14 protein-coding genes are annotated in these 19,873 nt (G+C 66.7%); 2 read left to right on the top strand and 12 right to left on the bottom strand.

Annotation, left to right across the window (positions count from 1 at the left end; all coding sequences use genetic code 11):
* Positions 1–4 precede the first annotated feature (4 nt).
* The 11 genes from HY058_09690 to HY058_09640 form a co-directional block, all read right to left on the bottom strand.
* A complete protein-coding gene (locus HY058_09690; protein ID MBI3497560.1) occupies positions 5–1,420 on the bottom strand; it encodes an IS4 family transposase in 1,416 nt (471 codons plus the stop codon).
* A 39-nt stretch (positions 1,421–1,459) separates the two neighbouring features.
* A complete protein-coding gene (locus HY058_09685; protein ID MBI3497559.1) occupies positions 1,460–3,448 on the bottom strand; it encodes an efflux RND transporter permease subunit in 1,989 nt (662 codons plus the stop codon).
* Positions 3,445–6,609, bottom strand: a complete 3,165-nt coding sequence (locus tag HY058_09680) for an efflux RND transporter permease subunit (GenBank protein MBI3497558.1) — start codon at positions 6,607–6,609, stop codon at positions 3,445–3,447. Before HY058_09680 ends, HY058_09685 begins: the two co-directional genes overlap by 4 nt.
* 19 nt (positions 6,610–6,628) lie before the next feature.
* Entirely contained in the window at positions 6,629–7,795 is a 1,167-nt protein-coding gene (locus HY058_09675; protein ID MBI3497557.1) for an efflux RND transporter periplasmic adaptor subunit, read from the bottom strand.
* Positions 7,796–7,908: 113 nt separating this feature from the next.
* Complete coding sequence (gene deoA / locus HY058_09670; GenBank protein MBI3497556.1) at positions 7,909–9,231, bottom strand: thymidine phosphorylase; 1,323 nt, start codon at positions 9,229–9,231, stop codon at positions 7,909–7,911.
* Between the two features lie 67 nt (positions 9,232–9,298).
* A complete protein-coding gene (locus HY058_09665; protein ID MBI3497555.1) occupies positions 9,299–10,507 on the bottom strand; it encodes a purine-nucleoside phosphorylase in 1,209 nt (402 codons plus the stop codon).
* Positions 10,504–11,448: an ABC transporter permease gene (locus tag HY058_09660; protein ID MBI3497554.1), complete on the bottom strand. Its 945-nt coding sequence runs from the start codon at positions 11,446–11,448 to the stop codon at positions 10,504–10,506. The genes HY058_09665 and HY058_09660 overlap by 4 nt, the downstream gene beginning before the upstream one ends.
* A gap of 26 nt (positions 11,449–11,474) precedes the next feature.
* Positions 11,475–12,599, bottom strand: coding sequence for an ABC transporter permease (locus HY058_09655; GenBank protein MBI3497553.1), 1,125 nt, complete (start codon positions 12,597–12,599; stop codon positions 11,475–11,477).
* Complete coding sequence (locus HY058_09650; protein MBI3497552.1) at positions 12,596–14,137, bottom strand: ABC transporter ATP-binding protein; 1,542 nt, start codon at positions 14,135–14,137, stop codon at positions 12,596–12,598. Before HY058_09650 ends, HY058_09655 begins: the two co-directional genes overlap by 4 nt.
* Positions 14,138–14,155: 18 nt before the next feature.
* A complete protein-coding gene (locus HY058_09645) occupies positions 14,156–15,169 on the bottom strand; it encodes a BMP family ABC transporter substrate-binding protein (GenBank protein ID MBI3497551.1) in 1,014 nt (337 codons plus the stop codon).
* Between the two features lie 112 nt (positions 15,170–15,281).
* A complete protein-coding gene (locus HY058_09640) occupies positions 15,282–16,124 on the bottom strand; it encodes a DMT family transporter (GenBank protein MBI3497550.1) in 843 nt (280 codons plus the stop codon).
* Between the two features lie 288 nt (positions 16,125–16,412).
* Between HY058_09640 and HY058_09635 the strand changes: the two genes are divergently transcribed.
* Positions 16,413–17,135 carry a hypothetical protein gene (locus tag HY058_09635; GenBank protein MBI3497549.1) on the top strand — a complete coding sequence of 241 codons (723 nt, stop codon included), beginning with the start codon at positions 16,413–16,415 and terminating at the stop codon, positions 17,133–17,135.
* Positions 17,136–17,147: 12 nt separating this feature from the next.
* Here the strand turns inward: HY058_09635 and HY058_09630 are convergent, their stop codons facing one another.
* Positions 17,148–18,395, bottom strand: a complete 1,248-nt coding sequence (locus tag HY058_09630; protein MBI3497548.1) for an SPOR domain-containing protein — start codon at positions 18,393–18,395, stop codon at positions 17,148–17,150.
* Between the two features lie 528 nt (positions 18,396–18,923).
* Here HY058_09630 and HY058_09625 point away from each other — a divergent pair.
* Complete coding sequence (locus tag HY058_09625) at positions 18,924–19,811, top strand: OmpA family protein (protein ID MBI3497547.1); 888 nt, start codon at positions 18,924–18,926, stop codon at positions 19,809–19,811.
* Positions 19,812–19,873: the final 62 nt, after the last annotated feature.

Here is a 19,873-nt window from a genome sequence, read left to right as displayed (position 1 = left end):
CCTTTCAATTACCCACAATTTCGACTCCGACCATGGCTCCGAGCGCGATGTCGGTCAGGCGCGAAAGCCCGCGCCACATGACGGTGTTGCCGGGCGGAGGATCGTTGGCGCGGGCGAGATAGCCGCCGAGCCGGGCGATCTTGGTCAGATAATGCGAGAGCGTTTTCCGCCGAGCTTGCGGCTTGTCGCTCACGAGGCGATCGAGCACGGCGATTTCGGTCGCGGTCAATGCGAGAGTTGGCAGCGCGTCCGGAGCTGAACGATTGAGCATCGTCATCCAGAAGATCCGCCAACTCAGGATGCAAAAGACCGAGACCAGATTGGTCAGACGCTGGGCGGTCCTGAGCTTCGACTCCTCGGCCTTGCAGCCCGATTTGAGGATCTTGTGGAACACCTCGATCTTCCATCTCAAAGCGTACCATTCGAGCTTCGCGATGGCGTCCGCGCGGGAACCAACAGGCAGATCGGTGATCAGCTTCCAATCGATCTTCTTTCTGTTTTTCGGCGTCCCGCGCTCTTCGGCATGGATCACCGTCAAGGTGAGCGCGGGATAGCGTTTCTGCTTTCCGATCGGCGGCAGGACGCGAATCTTGCGATACCTGATTTCGAGAACGGCTTCGTCCGGCTCGCCGTTGCTGTCTCTAACGTCGATGCGATGTAGCCCTTTGACCGCGACCTCTTCCATTTCGTCGGCAATCGTGTGATGCCCGTCGCCGGCCAAGCGGTCGACACAGGTCCTGATCAGAAAATGCGTTCCGGTTTCCTGGGCCGCACAGAAAAGCTCGTAGATATCGCTCTCGCGATCACCGATGTGGACGTATCGTCCTGGGTCACCCAGAAGCTCCGTGGATTGCTGGACATTTTCCAACCACCGGATGCTCTCCTTCTTCTCGATGGGAACGCGCGTCGGGTTGATCTTCTTCTTGAGCGCGGCGGTCCCTTTGAATTTCTTCCGGGTCCAGAATTTGACGGCCGCTAGCCCGAGTGGCAGCCCTTCGGTCGTGACTGCGAGGCTAGAGTGCATCAGGATGCCGCAAACCGTGTGCGATCTCAGGCGCCCCGCCTTGTCCCGTCCGCTGTTTATGCTCTTGGTTATCCCGATCGCGTCTGACTTCTCTCTTTGGTAGGTGAACTCGGTCGTGTCATGGAGCACAAGAACGGGGCCATCGGTGGCGACCGTACGGTCACGCGTCGATTGAAAGTGACCGGCCAGAATGTCTGCCTCGCTGACCCGGTCGTTGGAGAAAAAGCGATAGGCCGCCTTGGTGTTGGCCCAGTCCTGGCAGACCAGCGGAATGCTTTGGCCCATGGCGCTCCCGATCTGCGCCACCAGCTTGCGGAGCCGCTTGTTCAGACGTTCGTCGGCAAGACTGCAGCCAGCAAGCTCGCGATCAAACCATGCATCAGATCCCCCCGCCATTGGCACCGCTCCCCTCGCGATTCGGTGCTAGACAAGGAATCACAGCCGATTCCAACAGCGCAAGAACTTGTGCGATCCCTCAGCGCCCGCGCTAAATGTGGGTAATTGAAAGTCGCGCAACCGCTTGATCACATCCTGGATCGGAATCCGGCGTTCCTCAGGCGGCTTGAGCGCGATCAGCATGCTGCCGAAGCTGACGGGATCGCCGCCGCCTTCGCCGACATAGGAGAGAATGCCGGAGACCGCCGGATCCTTGAGGATTGCCTCTCCGGCCCGGCGCTGCCTGTCCTCCATGTCGGGAAACGATACATTGGCGTTGGCGATGGTGCGCAGGAACATGATGCCCGTGTCCTGCTGCGGCATGAAGCCCTTGGGCAAGGCGATGTAGAGCCAGACGGTCGCGGCGGTGACCGCAAGCGTCAGCGCGAGCGAGATCCAGCGGTGGCGCAAAGCCCAATCGAGGCTCCGCTCGTAGGCGCGGGTGAACCATCCCTGCAATCGGATCCGCCGCTGCGCCTTGGCCGCCGGCGGCTTCCGCCTGGCGAGCAGCCGCGCGCACATCATCGGCGTCAAGCTCAGCGAGACCAGCGCCGATGCGACGATGGCGGCGACCAAGGTCACGCCGAATTCGCGGAAATAGCGGCCGACGACGTCGGGCATGAACAACACCGGAATCAACGCCGCGACCAGTGCTGCGGTGATCGAAACTACGGTGAATCCGAGCTGGCGCGTGCCGGCGAACGCCGCCTCCACCGGGCTCTGACCCTCATCGATCCGCTTGGCGACGATCTCGATCATGATCACGGCATCGTCGATGACGAAGCCGACCGCGATGGTGATGGCCATCAGCGAAAGATTGTCGAGAGTGAAGCCGGAAAGCGCCATCACCACCAAGGTTGCCGCAAGCGAGATCGGGATCGCGAGGCTGGAAATCACCGTTGCCCAGAACCGCCTGAGGAAGAGCGCGATGACCAGCACCACCAGGGCCGTGGCGATTGCGATCGTCCGTTGCACGTCGGCGATCGAGGCGCGGATCAATGTCGTGCGGTCGTACACCGCCTGCACCTTGACCGATGCCGGCAGCCAGCGCTTGATCTCCGGCAGCGCCGCCTTTATCGCATCCACGGTCTCGACGATGTTGGCGTCGGGTTGCTTGGCGACGTAGATCACCACGCTGCGCCCGGTGCCGAACCAGCCGGCGACCTTGTTGTTGATGACGCTGTCGGTGACGGTGGCGATGTCGCCGAGGCGGATCGGCGCGCCGTTGCGCCAGGCGACGATCACGTCTTGGTATTCGACAGCCTTCAGCAGCTGGTCATTGGCCTCGATCATGTAGCGCTGCGCCCCGTCGTCGATGGCACCCTTCGGCAGGTTTTGGGTGCTGGCGACGATCGCGGCGCGCACGGCATCGAGGGAGAGATTCATCGCCGCAAGCCGGCCCGCCGAGACTTGTACTCTGACCGCGCTGCGCTCGGCGCCGGTGATCCACAGGCGCGCCACACCGGGCAGTTGCGAGATCTTCGGGCCGATCACGCTGTCGGCGTCCTGGTAGATCTCGCCCGGCGGGATCACATCGGAGCTGAGCGCCAGCGCGATCACCGGCGCGCCGGCCGGATTGGCCTTCCAATAGACCGGAGGCCAGGCCCACGCCTTCGGCAGGTTCGGGCCGGCGGCGTTGATCGCCGCCTGCACCTCGCCGGCCGCGGCATCGATGTCCTTCCTCAAGTCGAACTGCAGCACGATGCTGGTGCCGCCCATGGCGCTGAAGGAGCTCATCTCGACGATGCCGGGAATGATGCCGAGCTGCGTCTCCAAGGGTTGCGCCAGCGCCGTTGCGACGGTGTCGGCGCTGGCTCCGGGCAAGGAGGCCCAGAGGCCGATGGTGGGGCGGTCGACGGAGGGCAGGGCCGCGATCGGCAGACGCGTATAGGCGACCCCGCCCAGAATGAGCACGCCCAGCATCAGGAGGATCGTCGCGACCGGCCGTCGGATGAACGGACCCGAGATGTTCCAGCCGGCCGGGCTCATGGCTCAGGCGGCTTCGCGGGTGCGAGCACGAGGCTGCGGCGGTGGAGGCTGCCGAGACGGCTCTGCAGCCAGGAGAAGGTGAGATAGATGACCGGTGTCGTGTAAAGGGTGAGGAACTGCGAGACCAGGAGCCCGCCGACGATGGCGATGCCGAGCGGACGTCTCAGCTCCGAGCCGGTGCCGGTTCCAAGCGCCAGCGGCAAGGCTCCGAGGAGGGCCGCCATGGTCGTCATCATGATCGGGCGGAACCTGAGAATGCAGGCCTGCCGGATGGCGGCGAAGGGCGGCAGCCCCTCTCGCCGCTCCGCGTCGATGGCGAAGTCGACCATCATGATGCCGTTCTTCTTGACGATGCCGATCAGGAGAATGATGCCGATGAGCGAGATCAGGTCGAGATCCTGGCGGAAGAGCATGAGCGCCACCAGCGCGCCGACGCCGGCCGAAGGCAGGGTGGAGAGAATGGTGATCGGGTGGATGAAGCTCTCGTAGAGCACGCCTAGCACGATGTAGACCGTGACGATCGCCGCCAGGATCAGGAGCTTCTCGCTGTCGAGCGAGGCTGCGAATTCGGCCGCCGCCCCGGCGAGGCTGGTGGCCACCGACTCGGGCATGCCGATCGCGCGCTCGGTGCGATGCAGCGCATCCACCGCCTCTCCGAGCGAAGCACCTTTGGCCAGATTGAAGGAGATGGTGGTCGCCGGGAACAATCCCTGATGGGCCACCAAGAGGGGCGCGGGCCGGCGTTCGGCCGAGGCGACAGCGGAGAGCGGCACCGGCATCGACGGCCGCCTGGGCGCGCCCGCCGCTGCTCCCGGCACCTCGACTGTCGCCGGTGCGTCGGGCGTGACGTAGATCTTATCGAGGATGCCGGGATCGGCGCGGAAGACCGGATCGACCTCCAGGATCACGTGGTATTGCGTCGTCGGCCCGAACACGGTGGCGATCTGCCGCTGTCCGAAGGCGTCGTAGAGGGTGGCGTCGATGGCGCTCAAGGTGACGCCGTAGCGGGCCGCGGCCTTGCGGTCGATCGTGATCACCATTCTCAGCCCGTCGTCTTGACGGTCGCTGGCGACATCGGCGAGCTCGGGCTGCTGGCGCAGCGCAGCAACCAGCCTCAGGCTCCAATCCTTCAGCTCCGCCTCGTCCAGATCCTGAAGCACGTACTGGTATTGCGTGCGGGTGGCTCTGGTCTCGATCCGCAGGTCCTGGGCCGGCTGCAGATGCAGTGCTATGCCCGGAACGCCCTCGGTCGCGCCGCGCAGCCGCTCCATGACCTGGGCTGCCGATCCGCGGCGGTCGGGATTGCCGATGTCGATATAGATCCTGCCGCTGTTCAGGGTCGGATTGACCTTGCCTGCCCCGACGAAGCTGTCGACGGCGACGACATCGGGGTCGCGCCGGATGATCTCGGCCACCAGCCGCTGCCGCTCGGCCATCGCCGCAAAGGATATGTCCTGGGCCGCGTCGGTGGCCCCGACCAGGAGCCCGGTATCCTGCTGCGGCACGAAGCCCTTGTGCACGATGGCATAGAACCATCCCGTGGCCAGGATGGTGAGGAGAGTCACCACTTGCGTGGCCGCCCGGTGCCGAAGCACGAAATCGAGCCCGGCCACGTACCAGCGCATTTGCGCCTCGAAGGCCCGCTCGCTCCATTGGAAGATGCGGCCGGGTCGATGGTCCGGCGGATCGAGCTTCAAGAGCTTCGCGCACATCATCGGCGTCAAGGTGAGCGACACCACGCCCGAAATGACCACGGCCATGGACAGCGTGATCGCGAACTCGCGAAACAGCCGCCCAACGACGCCGCCCATCAGCAAGAGCGGAATGAACACCGCGATCAAGGACAGCGTCAGCGAGACGATGGTGAAGCCGATCTGCCTCGCCCCTTTGAGCGCGGCGGCGAGCGGCGTCTCGCCGTCTTCGATGTAGCGGGTGATGTTCTCGATCATGACGATCGCATCGTCGACGACGAAACCCGACGCGATGGTGAGCGCCATCAGCGAGAGGTTATTGAGGCTGAAGCCCGCCGCCGCCATGCCGCCGAAGGTGGCAATCAACGATACCGGCAAGGTCACGCTCGGAATCACGGTCGCCCACAGCCGGCGCAGGAACAGGAAGATCACCAGAACCACCAAGGCCGCGGTGAGCACTAGGGTGAACTGCACGTCGGCAATGGCCGCCCGGATGGTGACGGTGCGATCGGCGACGACCGATATCTTGAGAGTCGGCGGCACCAGGTTCTGCAGCTTCGGCAAGAGCGCCCTGACCGCGTCGACCACTTCGATGGTGTTGGCGCCAGGCTGGCGTTGGATGTCGAGGATGACTGCAGCCCGGCCGTTGAACCAGGCCGCCTGCTCCGCATCCTCGACGCCGTCGATGGCCCTGCCGATGTCGCGCAGCATCACCGGCGCGCCGTTGCGATAGGCGATCACCGCATCCCGGTAGGCCTCCGCGGTAATGAGCTGGTCGTTGGCGCCGACCTGGAAGGCTTGGCGCGGGCCATCCAAGGCGCCCTTGGGATTGTCGACCGTGGAGGCGGCGATGCTGCGCCTGACGTCTTCGAGGGAAAGGCCGAGTCCGGCGAGGCGCGCGGGGTTGATCTGCAGGCGGATCGCCCGGGTTTGGCCGCCCTGAGCGGTGACCGCGCCGACGCCGGTCACCTGCGAGAGCTTCTGTACGATGATGGTGGCCGCGTAGTCGTTGACCTCGTGCAGCGGCAGCGTGTCCGAGGTCAGCGCCAGGATCAGCACGGGGGTATCGGCGGGATTCACCTGGTGATAGACCGGCGGTCCCGGCAATAGCTGGATCGGGATCCAACCGGAAGCGGCGTTGATCGCCGCCTGCACGTCTTCGGCGGCGGCATCGATCCTGCGCGCCAGATTGAACTGGAGGGTGATGTCGCTGACGCCATACGAGCTGGTCGAGCTCATTGAGACCAGCCCGGAGATCGCGCCGAAATAGCGTTCGAGGGGTGCCGTGACCGACGTCTCGATCACGTCGGGCGAGGCGCCGGGGTAGGGTGTCACCACTTGGATCGTGGGAAAGTCGACGGTGGGAAGCGCGGCCACCGGCAGCAAGCGATAGCCGAGCAGCCCCAGGATCATGATCGCAGCGATGAGAAGCGTGGTTGCGATCGGCCTGAGGATGAAGGGGGCGGACACTGTTCCAGCCTTCCCGGGGCTATTTCGGCGGCTGGATTTCGATGCGGGAACCGTCCTCCAGCCGGTAGTAGCCCTGGGTCACCACCTGTTGGCCCTGTGACAAGCCATCATTGATCAAGCTGCGTCCGCCGAAGGTCTGTCCGATTCGCACGCTTTGCACGCCGACCTTGTTGTCGGGTTTCACCAGCCAGACGAAATCGCCGCGCGGCCCGTGCCTCACCGCTTCGGAGGGGACCGTCATGCCGGCCTTGCGGGTATCGACGACGATGCGTCCATTGACGAAATCGCCGGGCCAGAGACGCAGCGCGCCGTTCGGGAAGCGCGCCTTCAGCTTGATCGTGCCGGTCGCCGGATCGACCTGGTTGTCGACGAGTTCGACCGTGCCTTGGTCGAGCTCGGTCTTGTCGTCCTGGGCCAGCGCGGTCACTGGCGCGTTGGCCTTGCCGAGGGAGAGGCTGGTCTGGCTGACGGCGGCCGCCGACAGCGTGAAGATGACCGAGATCGGCTGCAGCTGGCTGATCACCACGATCGGCGTGTTGTCCGAGGCGCGGACGTGATTGCCTTGGTCGATCTGGCGGATGCCGACCCGGCCGCCGATCGGCGCGGTAATGCGCGTGTATCCGAGCTGGGTGGCGGCGTAGGTTATCTGCGCCTCGTCGCTGCGCAGCTGGGCGCGGTACTGCTCGACCAGCGCGCGCTGGGTCTCGGCCTGCTGGCGGGTTGCGTAGTTCCGCTGCACCAAGTCGTCGTAACGGCGCATGTCGGCGAGCGCCGCCTCCAGCAACGCCTGGTCGCGGGCCCGCATCGCCTCCTGCTGAGCGAGCTGGGCCTGAAACGGCCGGGGATCGATTATGGCGAGCGGGTCGCCCGCCTTCACGTCCTGGCCTTCCTGGAACAGGATCTGCACCAGCTCGCCATCGACGCGGCTGCGGATGCTGACGGCGTTGTAGGCCTGCACCGTGCCGATGCCCGACAGCAGGATCGGCACGTCTTCCACGCGCACCGAGGTGACCGTCACCGGGACCGGGGGTGGCGTCGTCGAGCCAGGGCTGGCGGCCTGTGGCGGCGCGAAATACGCTAGGAGAGACGCCGTCAACGGCGTCACATCGGCCGGAATTCGACCGAAGTAGAGCGCTGCGCCGACCGCCAGGACGCCGAACCCCGAGACGATGAGAGCAAGGCGCATGGCGAACCGATTGCAAATAGGGCGCGGAGTGTAATCTGAGCTAGAACACGCGAGCAACAGCCTTACCGCGGATCACACGGCCGAAGGCGCACAACTCCTTCGCCGCGCAATTGTCATAAACGCGCGGCGACGGGATCCGCGGAAGCCGGAGCCGCATCGCCAACCCGGCTTGCCGCCTGCAGTGCCGCGCAGGCCGCCTCCGCCTCGGCGGCGTTGCGCGCATGCACGACGGCGAGCGGGCGACCCGGTCCCACCGCCGCGCCGATGCCCGCCACCTCGGAGAGGCCGACGGCATGGTCGATCGGATCCTGAGGCGACCGTCGGCCCCCGCCCAAGGCGAGCACGACGCGCCCGACCGCCGCCGCGTCGACGGATCGGAGAAAACCCGCCCTGAGCGGCGGCGCCGCGCACCGAATGGGCGCCTGCGGCAGTTGCGCCTCCGGGTTTCGGAGGATATTGCCGGGCCCTCCCAAGCTCTGGACCATGCGTTGCAGGCGTTCGGCAGCGGCGCCCGACTGGATCGCGCGCTCGATCTCTCGCTCCGCTTCCGCGATGTTTCCAGCAAGCCGGCCCAGCACCAGGAGTTCGGCCGCGAGCGCGCGGACCACGCGATCGAGCCGGGCTTCGCGCGGCCCGTCGGTCAGGTATTGCACCGCCTCCGTCACTTCCAGCGCATTGCCCGCCGTCGTTCCCAGCACCTGGTTCATATCGGTCAGCAAGGCGCGGGTCGTAAGGCCGGCATTGCCGGCGACGGAGACGATGCTGGCTGCCAGCGCGCGCGCTTGCTCCCGCGTCTCCATGAACGCTCCGGAGCCGAACTTGACGTCCATCACCAGCCCATTGAGGCCGGCGGCCAGCTTCTTCGAGAGGATGGAGGCGGTGATGAGCGGAATCGAGGCGACGGTGGCGGTCACGTCGCGAATGGCGTAGAGGCGCCGGTCGGCCGGGGCGAGCTCCTCGGTCTGGCCGATGATGGCGCAACCGGCATCGGCGACGACGCGTCGAAACTGTTCGATCGGCGGCTGCGTGAGATATCCGGGAATGCTCTCGAGCTTGTCGACGGTGCCGCCGGTATGCCCCAACGCCCGGCCGGAGACCATGGGTACGAAGCCGCCGCAGGCGGCAATGATCGGCGCCAGCATCAGGCTCACCTTGTCGCCGATCCCGCCGGTCGAGTGCTTGTCCAAGACCGGCCCGTCGAGGTCGAGGGAGCGCCAGCCCAGCACATAGCCGGAGCGGGCCATGGCACGGGTCAAATCGGCGCATTCCTCGGCCGTCATGCCGCGGAAGAACACCGCCATGGCGAAGGCGCCGACCTGCGCGTCGCCCATGGCGCCGTCGACAATGCCGCCGACGATGGCGGCGATCTCCGCGGGGGAGAGTGTGCCGCCGTCGCGCTTCTTCTGGATGAGCTCCTGGGGAAAGAACGGGGCCAATATCAATACCGCCTGGTCAGATCCACGAGCGGCAGCGCGTGCCGGGCAATCCGGGAGAGATCCTCGGTCATGAGCCGAGCTCCTCGGAGAAGGCGACGAGCAGCTTAGCAAGCATGCCGGCGATCTCGCCTCCCTTCATTACCACCGCCGCATGGTCGACCGGCTTGTCGACGAGCCCCGCGGCAAGGTTGGTGATCATCGAGATGCCGACCACCCGGAGACCGGCCTGACGCGCGGCGATGGCCTCGCATGCCGTCGACATGCCGACGGCCCGGGCGCCGAGTTTCCGGAAAGCGGTGATCTCTGCGGGTGTCTCGAACTGCGGACCGCGGACAGCGACGTAGACGCCTTCGGCGAGCGCGATGCCGGCGCCAGCGGCGGCGCGTTTCAACCGGAGCCGGAGATCCGCATCATAGGCTCCGGTCATGTCGAGGAAGCGCGGCCCGCGCAACGGGCTCTCGCCCTGCAAGTTGATATGGTCGGAGATCGCCATCAGGCTGCCCTCGACGAGCTCAGGGTCAAGTGAGCCCGCGGCATTGGTCAGAACCAGGATCTCCGCGCCCAGGGCGCGCATGGCCGCAATCGGCGCGGCCATTGCCGAGGCGGCCACCCCCTCGTAGAGATGCACGCGCCCCTGCAGGCAGATTGCGCCGAGCCCGCCCAGTCGCCCAAGCACCAGCCGCCCGGCGTGGCCAGGAACACTGGTCTCCGGGAAGCCCGGGAGCTCGCTATAAGGGATGGCGATCGCATCGGCGATCGCGTCGGCGACCGGGCCGAGCCCGCTGCCGAGAATGATCGCAAGCCTGGGCAGGAATCCCGGCCGGCGCGCCTGGATCACCGATTGGGCGGCCTCTGCGTCGGGCGAGCCGGGAGCGGCACGGTCGAGATTATGCGGTCCGAAGGAGAGCGGCAACAGCTCCCCCAGAGTGACCGTCCGCCGCAGCCCTTCGGGCCCGCAGATGTGAATCGGCAGGCCATCGTCGGCGAATTCGCGCAAGCGCTGGCGACAGCCGCCGCAAGGCGTGCAGAGTCCGTCGCCGCCGCCCATCACCACCGCCTCGACGATGCGGCGTTCGCCAGCGGCGATCATCATGCCGATTGCCGAGGCCTCGGCGCATTGGCCTTGCGGGTAGGCGGCATTCTCGACATTGGCAGCGGCATAGAGCTGGCCGCGGGCACCTCTGAGGCAGGCGCCGACCTGGAATTTCGAGTAAGGCGCGTAGGCGCGCTCGCGCGCTTCGGCGGCGCGGCGGATCATCTCGGCGAGGCTGCTCATCGCTCTTTCAAATAGGGTATGCCGCTTGCCTTGGGCGCGATCGACTTGCCGACGAACCCGGCGAGCAGCAGCACGGTCAACAGGTAAGGCAGGGCTTGGATCGCCTGCACCGGGATGGCGCCGACCAGCGGCAGCTCCACGCCCTGGAGCCGGATCTGCAAGGCATCGGTGAAGGCGAAGATCAGGCAGGCGATCAAGGTCGGCAGCGGCCGCCATTTGCCGAAGATGAGCGCGGCCAAGGCGAGATAGCCTTTGCCGGCGGTCATGTCGCGGATGAATCCGGCATTGTGCGCGGTCGAGAGATAGGCGCCGGCGATGCCGGACAGGACCCCGCAGATGATCAGCGCCTGATAGCGCAGGCGCGGGACGGAGATCCCGGCGGTGTCGACCGCGGCCGGGTTCTCGCCGACCGCCCTGAGCCGGAGGCCGAAGGTCGTCCGGTAGAGAATCCAGGCCGCGAGCGGCACCACGGCGGCGGTCAGGTAGACGAGAATGTTATGGCCGCTCACCACGTCGTGGTAGATCGGTCCGAGGATCGGCACCGGGGCCAGCGCGGCGGAAAACGGCAGATCGATCGGGCCGAAACGCGCCGTACTGGCGAGGATCGGGGTCTGGCCCGCTTGCTTGAACCAGGCATTCGCCAGGACCGGGCACAGCCCCGCAACCATGATGTTGAGCGCCATGCCGGCAACCACCTGGTTGCCGTGGTGCGTCACCGAGGCGAAGGCGTGGATGAGCGACAGCGCCACCCCCGCCAGGATCGCGGCCGCGAGGCCGAGCCAGGCAGAACCGGTCACCGCCGCCGTTGCCGCAGCGGCGAAGGCGGCGCCCAGCATCTTGCCTTCGAGCCCGACATCGACCACGCCCGAGCGCTCGACGAAAAGCCCGCCCAGCGCTGCCAGCACCAAGGGTGTCGCGACCCGGATGGTGGCGGCACTCATCAGCGTGACGATGAGGAAGGTTTCGTTCACGGTGCCGCGCGCCCACGGAACAGCGAGTTGAGCGTCGGTTGGAAGAGATGCTCGAGCGCGCCGCAAAACAGAATGACCAGCCCCTGGATCACCACCACCATCTCGCGGCTGATATTGGGCATGACGAAGGCGAGCTCGGAGCCGCCTTGGTAGAGCGCGCCGAACAGCACGGCGGCAAGGCAGATGCCGACCGGGTGATTGCGACCCATGAGCGCCACCGCGATGCCGACATAGCCGACCCCGCCGGTGAAGCTGAGGATGAGCCGATGCTGCACGCCCATGATCTCGTTGATGCCGACCAGCCCTGCCAGCGCTCCCGACAGCGCCATGGCGAGGACGATGTTGCGCGACGGCGAGATGCCGGCATAGACCGCCGCGCGCTCGCTCTTGCCGACGACGCGAAGCGCGTAGCCGCCGCTGGTGTGCCAGATGAATCCCCATACCATGGCCGATGCGATGAGCGCGATCGGGAAGGCAAGGTTGAGCGGCGAGACGGCGACGTCGATATTGAGCCGGCCCAGGACCTCATGCAGGCTCGGCAATTGCGCGGATGCATCGAAGACCCGGCTCTCCGGCGATTGCTGGCCCGGCACGATCAGCACGTTCACCATGAGATAGGTCATCAGCGCCGAGGCGAGGAAGTTGAACATGATCGTGGTGATGACGATGTGGCTGCCGCGGTAGGCCTGCAGATATCCGGGAAGGTAGGCCCAGCCGGCGCCGAAGAGCATGGCGGCGGCGAGCGCCATCGGCAGCACGAACCAGAACGGCCAGCCGCCGAAGGCAAGGCACGCCAGGCCGACGCCGAGGCCGCCGATATAGGCCTGACCCTCGCCGCCGATGTTGAAGAGACCGGCATGGAAGGCGACGGCGACGGCCAGGCCGGCAAAAATGAAGTTCGTCGCATAGAAGAGCGTGTAGCCCCAGGACTCGCCGTCGCCGAACGCGCCGGTGACCAAGACCTGCATCGCCTCGAGTGGGTTCTCGCCGACCGCCAGCACGATGGCGCCGGAGGCCACGAGCGCGGCCAGCAGGTTGACGACGGGTACCAGCGCCAGCCCGACCCAGCGCGGGGGGGGGCCGGCCGGCCGGGTTCCGGCCCCGGGCGCGGCCGCGCTCACGCCGCCGCGGGCTGGACGCCCGCCATCATCAGCCCGAGATCGCGCTCGGTCGCGGCACTCTGGGCGATATCGCCCATGATCCGACCGTCGAACATGACGAGGATGCGATCGGAGAGCGTCATCACCTCCTCGAGCTCGACCGAGACGACGAGAACCGCCTTGCCGGCGTCGCGCATGGCGATGAGCTGCTTGTGGATGAATTCGATCGCGCCGATATCGACGCCGCGGGTGGGCTGGCCCACCAGAAGCAGATCGGGGTGGTGCTCCATCTCGCGCGCCACCACCAGCTTCTGCTGGTTGCCGCCGGAGAAGGAGATCGCCGCCAGCAGGGGATTTCCGGGCCTGACATCGTAGCCCTTCATCCAGGCATCGCAGAGCCCCACCATCCCCGGCCGGTCGAGGAACGGGCCGCTGTGATAGCGCCGTTCGTCCTGATGGCCGAGAACGGCGTTCTCATAGGCGGGAAAGTCCACGACCAGACCCATGCGCTGGCGATCCTCCGGCACGTGTCCAAGGCCCATGCGCCGGAGCGCGCGCGCCGCCAGTCCGGGCTGGCCGCCGGCGACGTCGCGTCCCTTGAAGAGGATGTGGCCGGCATGGGTGGGCCTGATGCCGGCGAGCGCCTCCAGCAATTCGGTCTGGCCGTTCCCGGCGACGCCGGCGATACCCACGATCTCGCCCGTCCTGAGGGTGAAGGACACGCCCTTGACCCGGGGCACGCCGGCATCGTCCTTGACGTGCAGGTCTTGCACTTCGAGGACGACGTCGCCGACGCGCGCCGGGCCCTTGACCACGCCCAGACGCACCATGCGTCCGACCATGAGCTCGGCCAGCTCCTCCTTGTTGGTATCGGCGGTGGCGAGGTCGGCCACCACGCGGCCTCGGCCCATCACCGTCACCCGGTCCGTGGCCTCCATGATCTCGCGGAGCTTGTGGGTGATCAGCACCACGGTCTTTCCCTGATCGCGCAGCACCCGGAGGATGCGGAAGAGGTGATCGGCTTCCTGCGGCGTCAGCACGCCGGTCGGCTCGTCGAGAATGAGCACCTCAGCACCGCGGTAGAGCGCCTTCAGGATCTCGACCCGTTGCTGGAGGCCGACGGACAAATCGCCGACGCGGGCGTCGGGGTTCACCTCCATGCCGTATTCCGCCGCCAGGTGCTGGAGCTGCTGGCGCGCCCGCGCCATGCCGGAGGCCAGCAACGGGCCGCCTTCGGCCCCGAGCAGCACGTTCTCCAGCACGGTGAACGGCTCCACCAGCATGAAATGCTGATGCACCATGCCGATGCCGTGGGCGAGCGCGTCGGCGGGCCGGTCGATGCGGACCGTCTTGCCGTCGACGCGGATCTCGCCGGCATCGGCGCGGTGATAGCCGTAGAGGATGTGCATCAGCGTCGATTTGCCGGCGCCGTTCTCGCCGACGATGCCGTGGATCGAACCCTTGGCGATGGTGAGATTGACGGCCCGGTTGGCATGCACCGGGCCGAACCACTTGTCGATGCCGATGAGCTCGACCGCCGCTGTGGCGGACTCGGCCATGCCGCCGATCCCGGTGCCTTAGCGGGCCGTGTAGTCCGTCACCTTGATCTTGCCGGCGATAATGTCCTTGCGCGCTGCATCGACCTTCGCCTCCATGTCCGGCGTGATCAGCTTGCGGTTATTGTCGTCGATGGCATAGCCGACGCCGTCCTCGGCCAGCCCGAGGCTGCTCATCCCGGATTTCCAGGTGCCCTCGCGCGCCGTCTTCACCGCATTGTAGACGGCCACGTCGACGCGCTTGATCATCGAGGTGAGCACGCTGCCGGGGTGCAGGTAGTTCTGGTTGGAATCGACGCCGATCGAGTACTTGCCCGAATCCTTGGCGGCCTGCAGCACGCCGAGACCGGTGGCGCCGGCGGCGGCGTAGATCACATCGGCCCCGCGGTCGAACTGGCTGCGGGCGAGCTCGCCGCCTTTGGTCGGATCGTTCCACGCCGACGGCGTGGTGCCGGTCATGTTCTGGAACACCTCGATGTTCGCCGTCACGTGCTTCGCCCCTTCGACATAGCCCAGGGCGAACTTGCGGATGAGCGGGATGTCCATGCCGCCGACGAAGCCGACCTTGCCGGTCTTGGTCGCCATGGCCGCGACCATGCCGACGAGGAAGGAACCCTCGTGCTCGCGGAATACGATCGACTGCACATTGGGCGCGTCGACGACGGAATCGATGATGACGAACTTGGTGTCGGGAAATTCCTTGGCGATTTGGGTCAAGGGCGTGGTGAAGGCGAAACCGATGGCGACCACGATGTTGGCGCCGAGGCCGCCGCTGCCGCGTCTGGCCAGGCGTTGCAGGGCCTGGGTGCGCTGCGCCTCGTTGGTGATCTCGAACTCGCGGTAGGCGATCCCGGTCTCCTTCTTGAAGCGCTCCGCCCCGTTGTAGGCGGCTTCGTTGAAGGATTTGTCGAACTTGCCGCCCATGTCGAAGAGAATGGCGGGCACGAAATCCTCGGCAGCGGCATTCTCAGTCGTCGGCGGCAGTGCGGTCAGTGCCGCCCCCAAGGCGGCGGCGGCGACGAAGCGACGGATCATTGAAGCCTCCCTGTATAGCGCTCGCGTCCAATCAGGCCGGGGCTAGCTTATCAGGCGGGAGAAAGCCCCGCATAGGCCGTGTTGCTGGTCCACCGTGCGACCGGAGGAACTGCTACGATTGCCGGGCCGCTCCCCGGAGCACCGCTTCGCGGTGCCAAACGTAGATCCCGCTGGCGACGATCACCGCCGTTCCGACCCCCGTCGGCCAATCCGGCAGGTCGCCGAAGATGGCGTAGCCCAGGCCCGCCGCACCGATGATCTGGCAGTAGGCGAAGGGCGCCAGAGTGGACACCGGCGCCAATGCGAAGGCGCGGATCATGATGAAGTGTCCGGTGCCGCCAAACAGCCCCATCAGCGCCATGAGCCCGAGATCCGGCCACCTGGGCGTCACCCAGAAGAACGGCACGGCCGCCGAGGCGAGGAGCGCGCCCAGGAGTGCCGGATAGAACAGCGAGGCGAAGGGCCCCTCGCTCACCCGCAGCATGCGGGTGAGGATCTGGTAGGCGGCATAGCAGATAGCCATCAGGAGCGGCAGTACCGTGGCCCAATGGACGCTGCCGAGACCGGGGCGGATGACGATGACGACCCCGGCGAAGCCGGCGAGCACCGCAGCCCAACGGCGCGGGCCCACCCGCTCGCCCAAGAGCGGGATCGACAGTGCGGTCACGAAGAGCGGCGAGGCGAAGCCGATCGCGGTGGCGGTGGCGAGCGGAATGTAGGCGATCGCCGTCATGAACAGGATCGTGCAGGCGAGCAGCAGGACGCCGCGCACGGCCTGCATCGCCGGGCGCCTGGTGCGCAGCGCCGACAGACCGCCGAGCCAAGGGACCGCCGCCAGCATCAGCAGCACGCTGAAGACGTAGCGGGACCAAACGACCATCGCCACGGGATACCCGCCGGTCAGCCACTTGGCCGAGGAATCGAGCAGATTGAAGGTGAGAACCGCCGAGAGCATGAGGAGAATGGCCTTGCCCGGCTGGTCGGTGGGGGCCGGACCAGGCGGGGCGGGGCGTTCTGAGGGCTCGTGCGGCAATGCGGCGAGCATAGGCGGGAGCAACGGCGCCGACCATAGAGCCGTGAGACGGTGCGGCGGCCCGCGCTTGCCGGCGCCGCCCGCAGACGCCAAGCGAGCTAGGCGCAACGCAGCCGTTGCGGTACATCCATCGGGGAGCCGCGGCGCGATGGCGCCGGACCGGTCCCCGGTTGACGTCGCGTTAAGCAATGTGAGGCAGGATCATCGGGCATGGGGCCTGGTCGTTTCGGTAACGAGCGCAATTCCCGCAGCTTCAGGCTGCTGCGTTGGGGAGCGCTCGTCCTGCTGGCAGCCGGCATCGGCCTGTTCGCCTTTCAGCTGGGCGTGGAGGATGAACGCGGCCGCAATACGCGCTTGACCGAAGACATGGCCCGCCTGGCGCAAGCCAACCAACGTCTGGACGAGGCCAATCGTCGCCTGGCCACGGAAAATAAGGCCGCCTTGTCGCAGTTGGCCGAGCTCGGCGACCGTCTAGCAAACGAGTCGAGTTCGGGTGTTCCGCGCGAGCTGATCCAAGGCCTCCGGCGTCAGCTCGACGCCGGGATCGACCCGCAGCGGCTGGCGGCATTGCTGGCAGCCGTCGGCCCGGTCGGCGAGGAGTGCGAGCCCCCGGAAATCAAGCGATTCCTGGTGCGCACGCCGATTGCAGGCGAGCGGCCGGGCATGTCGGTCGGGTTTGCCGGCGGCACGCTCACGCTCAGCGCCCAAGGAGCCGCCACGCGGAATGCCGAGGGTCGTCAGGAGGCGTGGTTCGATCCCGGCGAGCCGGTGACGGTCAAGTTCGCCGAACCCGGAGGCCGCGGCAGCGAGGCCGCCGGCAAGCTACCCTTGCAGCACGCGGTCGTGGTCGGTCAGACCAGGCACCGATTCGCGTTGTCGGCCGGCCCGCGGGGCTTCATCCAGGTCTCGGCGGAGCGTTGCAAGGTCAAGTGAGTGGCCCGGAGGCTAGGCCGGTCCCAGGCTGACCACCCGGCAGAAAAGCTGTTTTGCCTGCAGCTCACGGCAGAGCTTGGTCGCCTCGGCGCGTTCCGCATAGGGTCCAGCAAGCAGCCGGACGAACACGCCGCGGCCGTCTCCCGGGTCGAACTCCGTGGTGCGGTGATCGGCATGGCCCAGGAGGTCGGGGAAGCTGCGGGCGAGCTTGGTCCAGCCATCCTGCGCCACGGCAACGGAGCGGTATGAGGCGAGGTGCACACCGAAGCGTTCGCCACCGGCGCTGGCGGATGCGCTCGCGGTCTTGGCTTCCATCGGCTGAGCGGCGGCTTCGTGGGCTGCCGGCGCCGCGCCATGCGCCGCGGGTGCCGCCCCGTGCGCTGCCTGTTGGGGAGACAGCCTTGCCGGCTGCCGTCCGGAAGGTGTGGGCGCCATGGCGGCCGCAGTGGGGGCCATCGCCATGTTCTGCTTTTCCAGCTTGGCCACGGCCGCCTCGAGGCGGGTCAACCTTGCGCCGAGATCGGAGGGGGCCGGCATGGATGCGGCTGCTGTCTGGGCCGGACCGGCATGGGCGCCGGCGGGTTCCGTCGGGTGAAAGTCTCCCGTCGCCGCCGCGTCGGCCATTTGCTGGGAGCCGGCGCGCTCGGGGATGGCGGCGTATTGGAAGTCGACGAGCTCTTTGCGCTCATGCGGGTCGGCGCCGGCCCGGGCGCGCAGCCGGAGCACATAGTTCTCGACCATCGGCGCATAGAACAGGCTTTCCGTCACCTCGCCGCGCCGGCAGTCGATGCGAAAGGCGGCGAAGGTACCCGCCTTCACCTTGACGCTTTCCTGCGATTTCACGGCGCAGTCATTGTCGGCTTGCCACCCGTCGGGCAGGTTCTCGCTCGAGCCGGCGACGAGGAACTTGACGCTCTTACCGGGTTGCAAGGGGAAGAGCGCGCCGGGGTCCCCGAACAGATGCTGGCTGCCGGGGCCGAGACGGGCATCGGCGCTCCAGGCGAGCGGCGGCGAGACGATGTCGGGATTGGTGGTCCAGCTCATGCCGCGATCGTTGAACCAGATGACGTGGCTGCCGTTGAAGCCCATCACCTGCTCGCGCACGAGGTTGCCGTTGTCCTCGTAGAGGTAGCTGTCGCCGACGGCGTAGACCGGCTTCGGCGCCGGCGCGGCCATGGCATCGTCAGGGGCTTTCGCGGTCGAGCGCGAGAACCAGGACGCGCACCCGTCAAGAGACAGAACGAGGAGAGCGGCCAACACGGCACGGCTCAGGGGACCACCCCTTCGCATCGACCATCCGATGAAGCGCATGACCTGCCCTCGCTCCGCAGAAACCAACGTCAGGGAAAATAAGTTTAACATTTCCGCTGTTTCGGCGCACGGCCGACCGTGGCGAGCGGGCAACACTCAACGGGTTTGGAACTCCGGTACGTTGCAATATGAGCTGAAAAAGTCCATTAATACCAATGCTTGCGCCGCCATCTAGGGAGGGCGGGAAGAGGGCGGATCCGCACCGCCTCAAAAAACCAGCCCCCGGGCATCGAAGAACGAGGAAGCCGTGGTGTCGAGAAGTCTGATCGTCGGCCTGGCGCTGTCGGGGCTGGCCATGCCCGCATTCGCCCAGGAGGGCGGCGGGCAAAACCAGAGTTAGTCTCGGTTGCTAGGGTGTTGGTTCCCTCGGCCGCGACTGCGACGGTGAGGCTGCGGATGGGAGATCGTAGGAGAAACCGTGCTAATTTGTGACCTCAAGGCGTTGGCCTGCAGGGGAGCCCAGTGGAGAAAAGCAACATGAAGAAATGGCAAACCTTACTCTGCTTTGCCGCGCTGGCATTGCTTGCCGGATGCATCGGCAGCGATGTCACGGCGTTGCGCGGCGCCACGACTTTCGGGGGTAAGCCGTTCACTGCGGCGCTGACCGACAATTACAGACAGTTGGCGGTGGAAGAAGCTACCCAGGAATTCGATTGGTCCCATGGCGACTGGTTCGCCCGCAAAGGGCTGGCCGCGTCCAAGGGCGAAGCCGTGCTGCCTGCCGAGGTGACGATCACGCCGCAGGTCTTCTGGCTCGGCACCTATGTCATGCCGCAAACGAAGGCGGACGAGCTCGCTGCGGCGCGGACTCGGTTGATCAACGTGCTGAACGGCGGCGCGCGCGACCGCGCACCGGCCGCGGCGGCCAAGGCGCAGACCTCGTTCGACTGCTGGATCGAGGATGAGTGGGAAGGCGACCCGAACCCCTCATGCCGAGCCGAATTCCTCCGGCAGATGACGGAGCTCGAAGCCAGGCCGGCGGCGGCGGCACCCGCTCCCGCTCCAGCCGCACCAGCCGCGCAGCCGCCGGTGGTGCCGCGCACCTATCTGGTGTTCTTCGACTTCGACAAGTCGGACATCACCCCCGAAGCGGCGCGCGTCCTCAAGGATGCGGCGGACAACGCGAAGAAGTCCGGAACCACTCGGATCATGGTGACCGGCCATACCGACACCATGGGCACGGTGCCGTACAACCAGCGTCTATCCGAGCGCCGCGCTGCGGCGGTGAAGGATTTCCTCGTCCGCGAAGGCCTGCCTGCCGGCCAGGTCGCAACCGTGGGCCGCGGCAAGAGCGAGCCCCTGGTGCCGACCGGCGACGGCGTGCGCGAGGCGCGCAACCGGCGGGCGGAGATCGTGTTCCCCTAAGGGAGCTCTGGCTGTCGAAGCTTGAGAGGCGGGCCGCCGGGTCGGGCGGCCCGTTTCGTCTC

It is taken from the genome of Pseudomonadota bacterium, assembly GCA_016195085.1.
In the GTDB taxonomy this organism is placed as follows: domain Bacteria; phylum Pseudomonadota; class Alphaproteobacteria; order SHVZ01; family SHVZ01; genus JACQAG01.
Note: the sequence above shows the minus strand (reverse complement) of the source record. Positions and strands in the feature narration are given on the sequence as shown.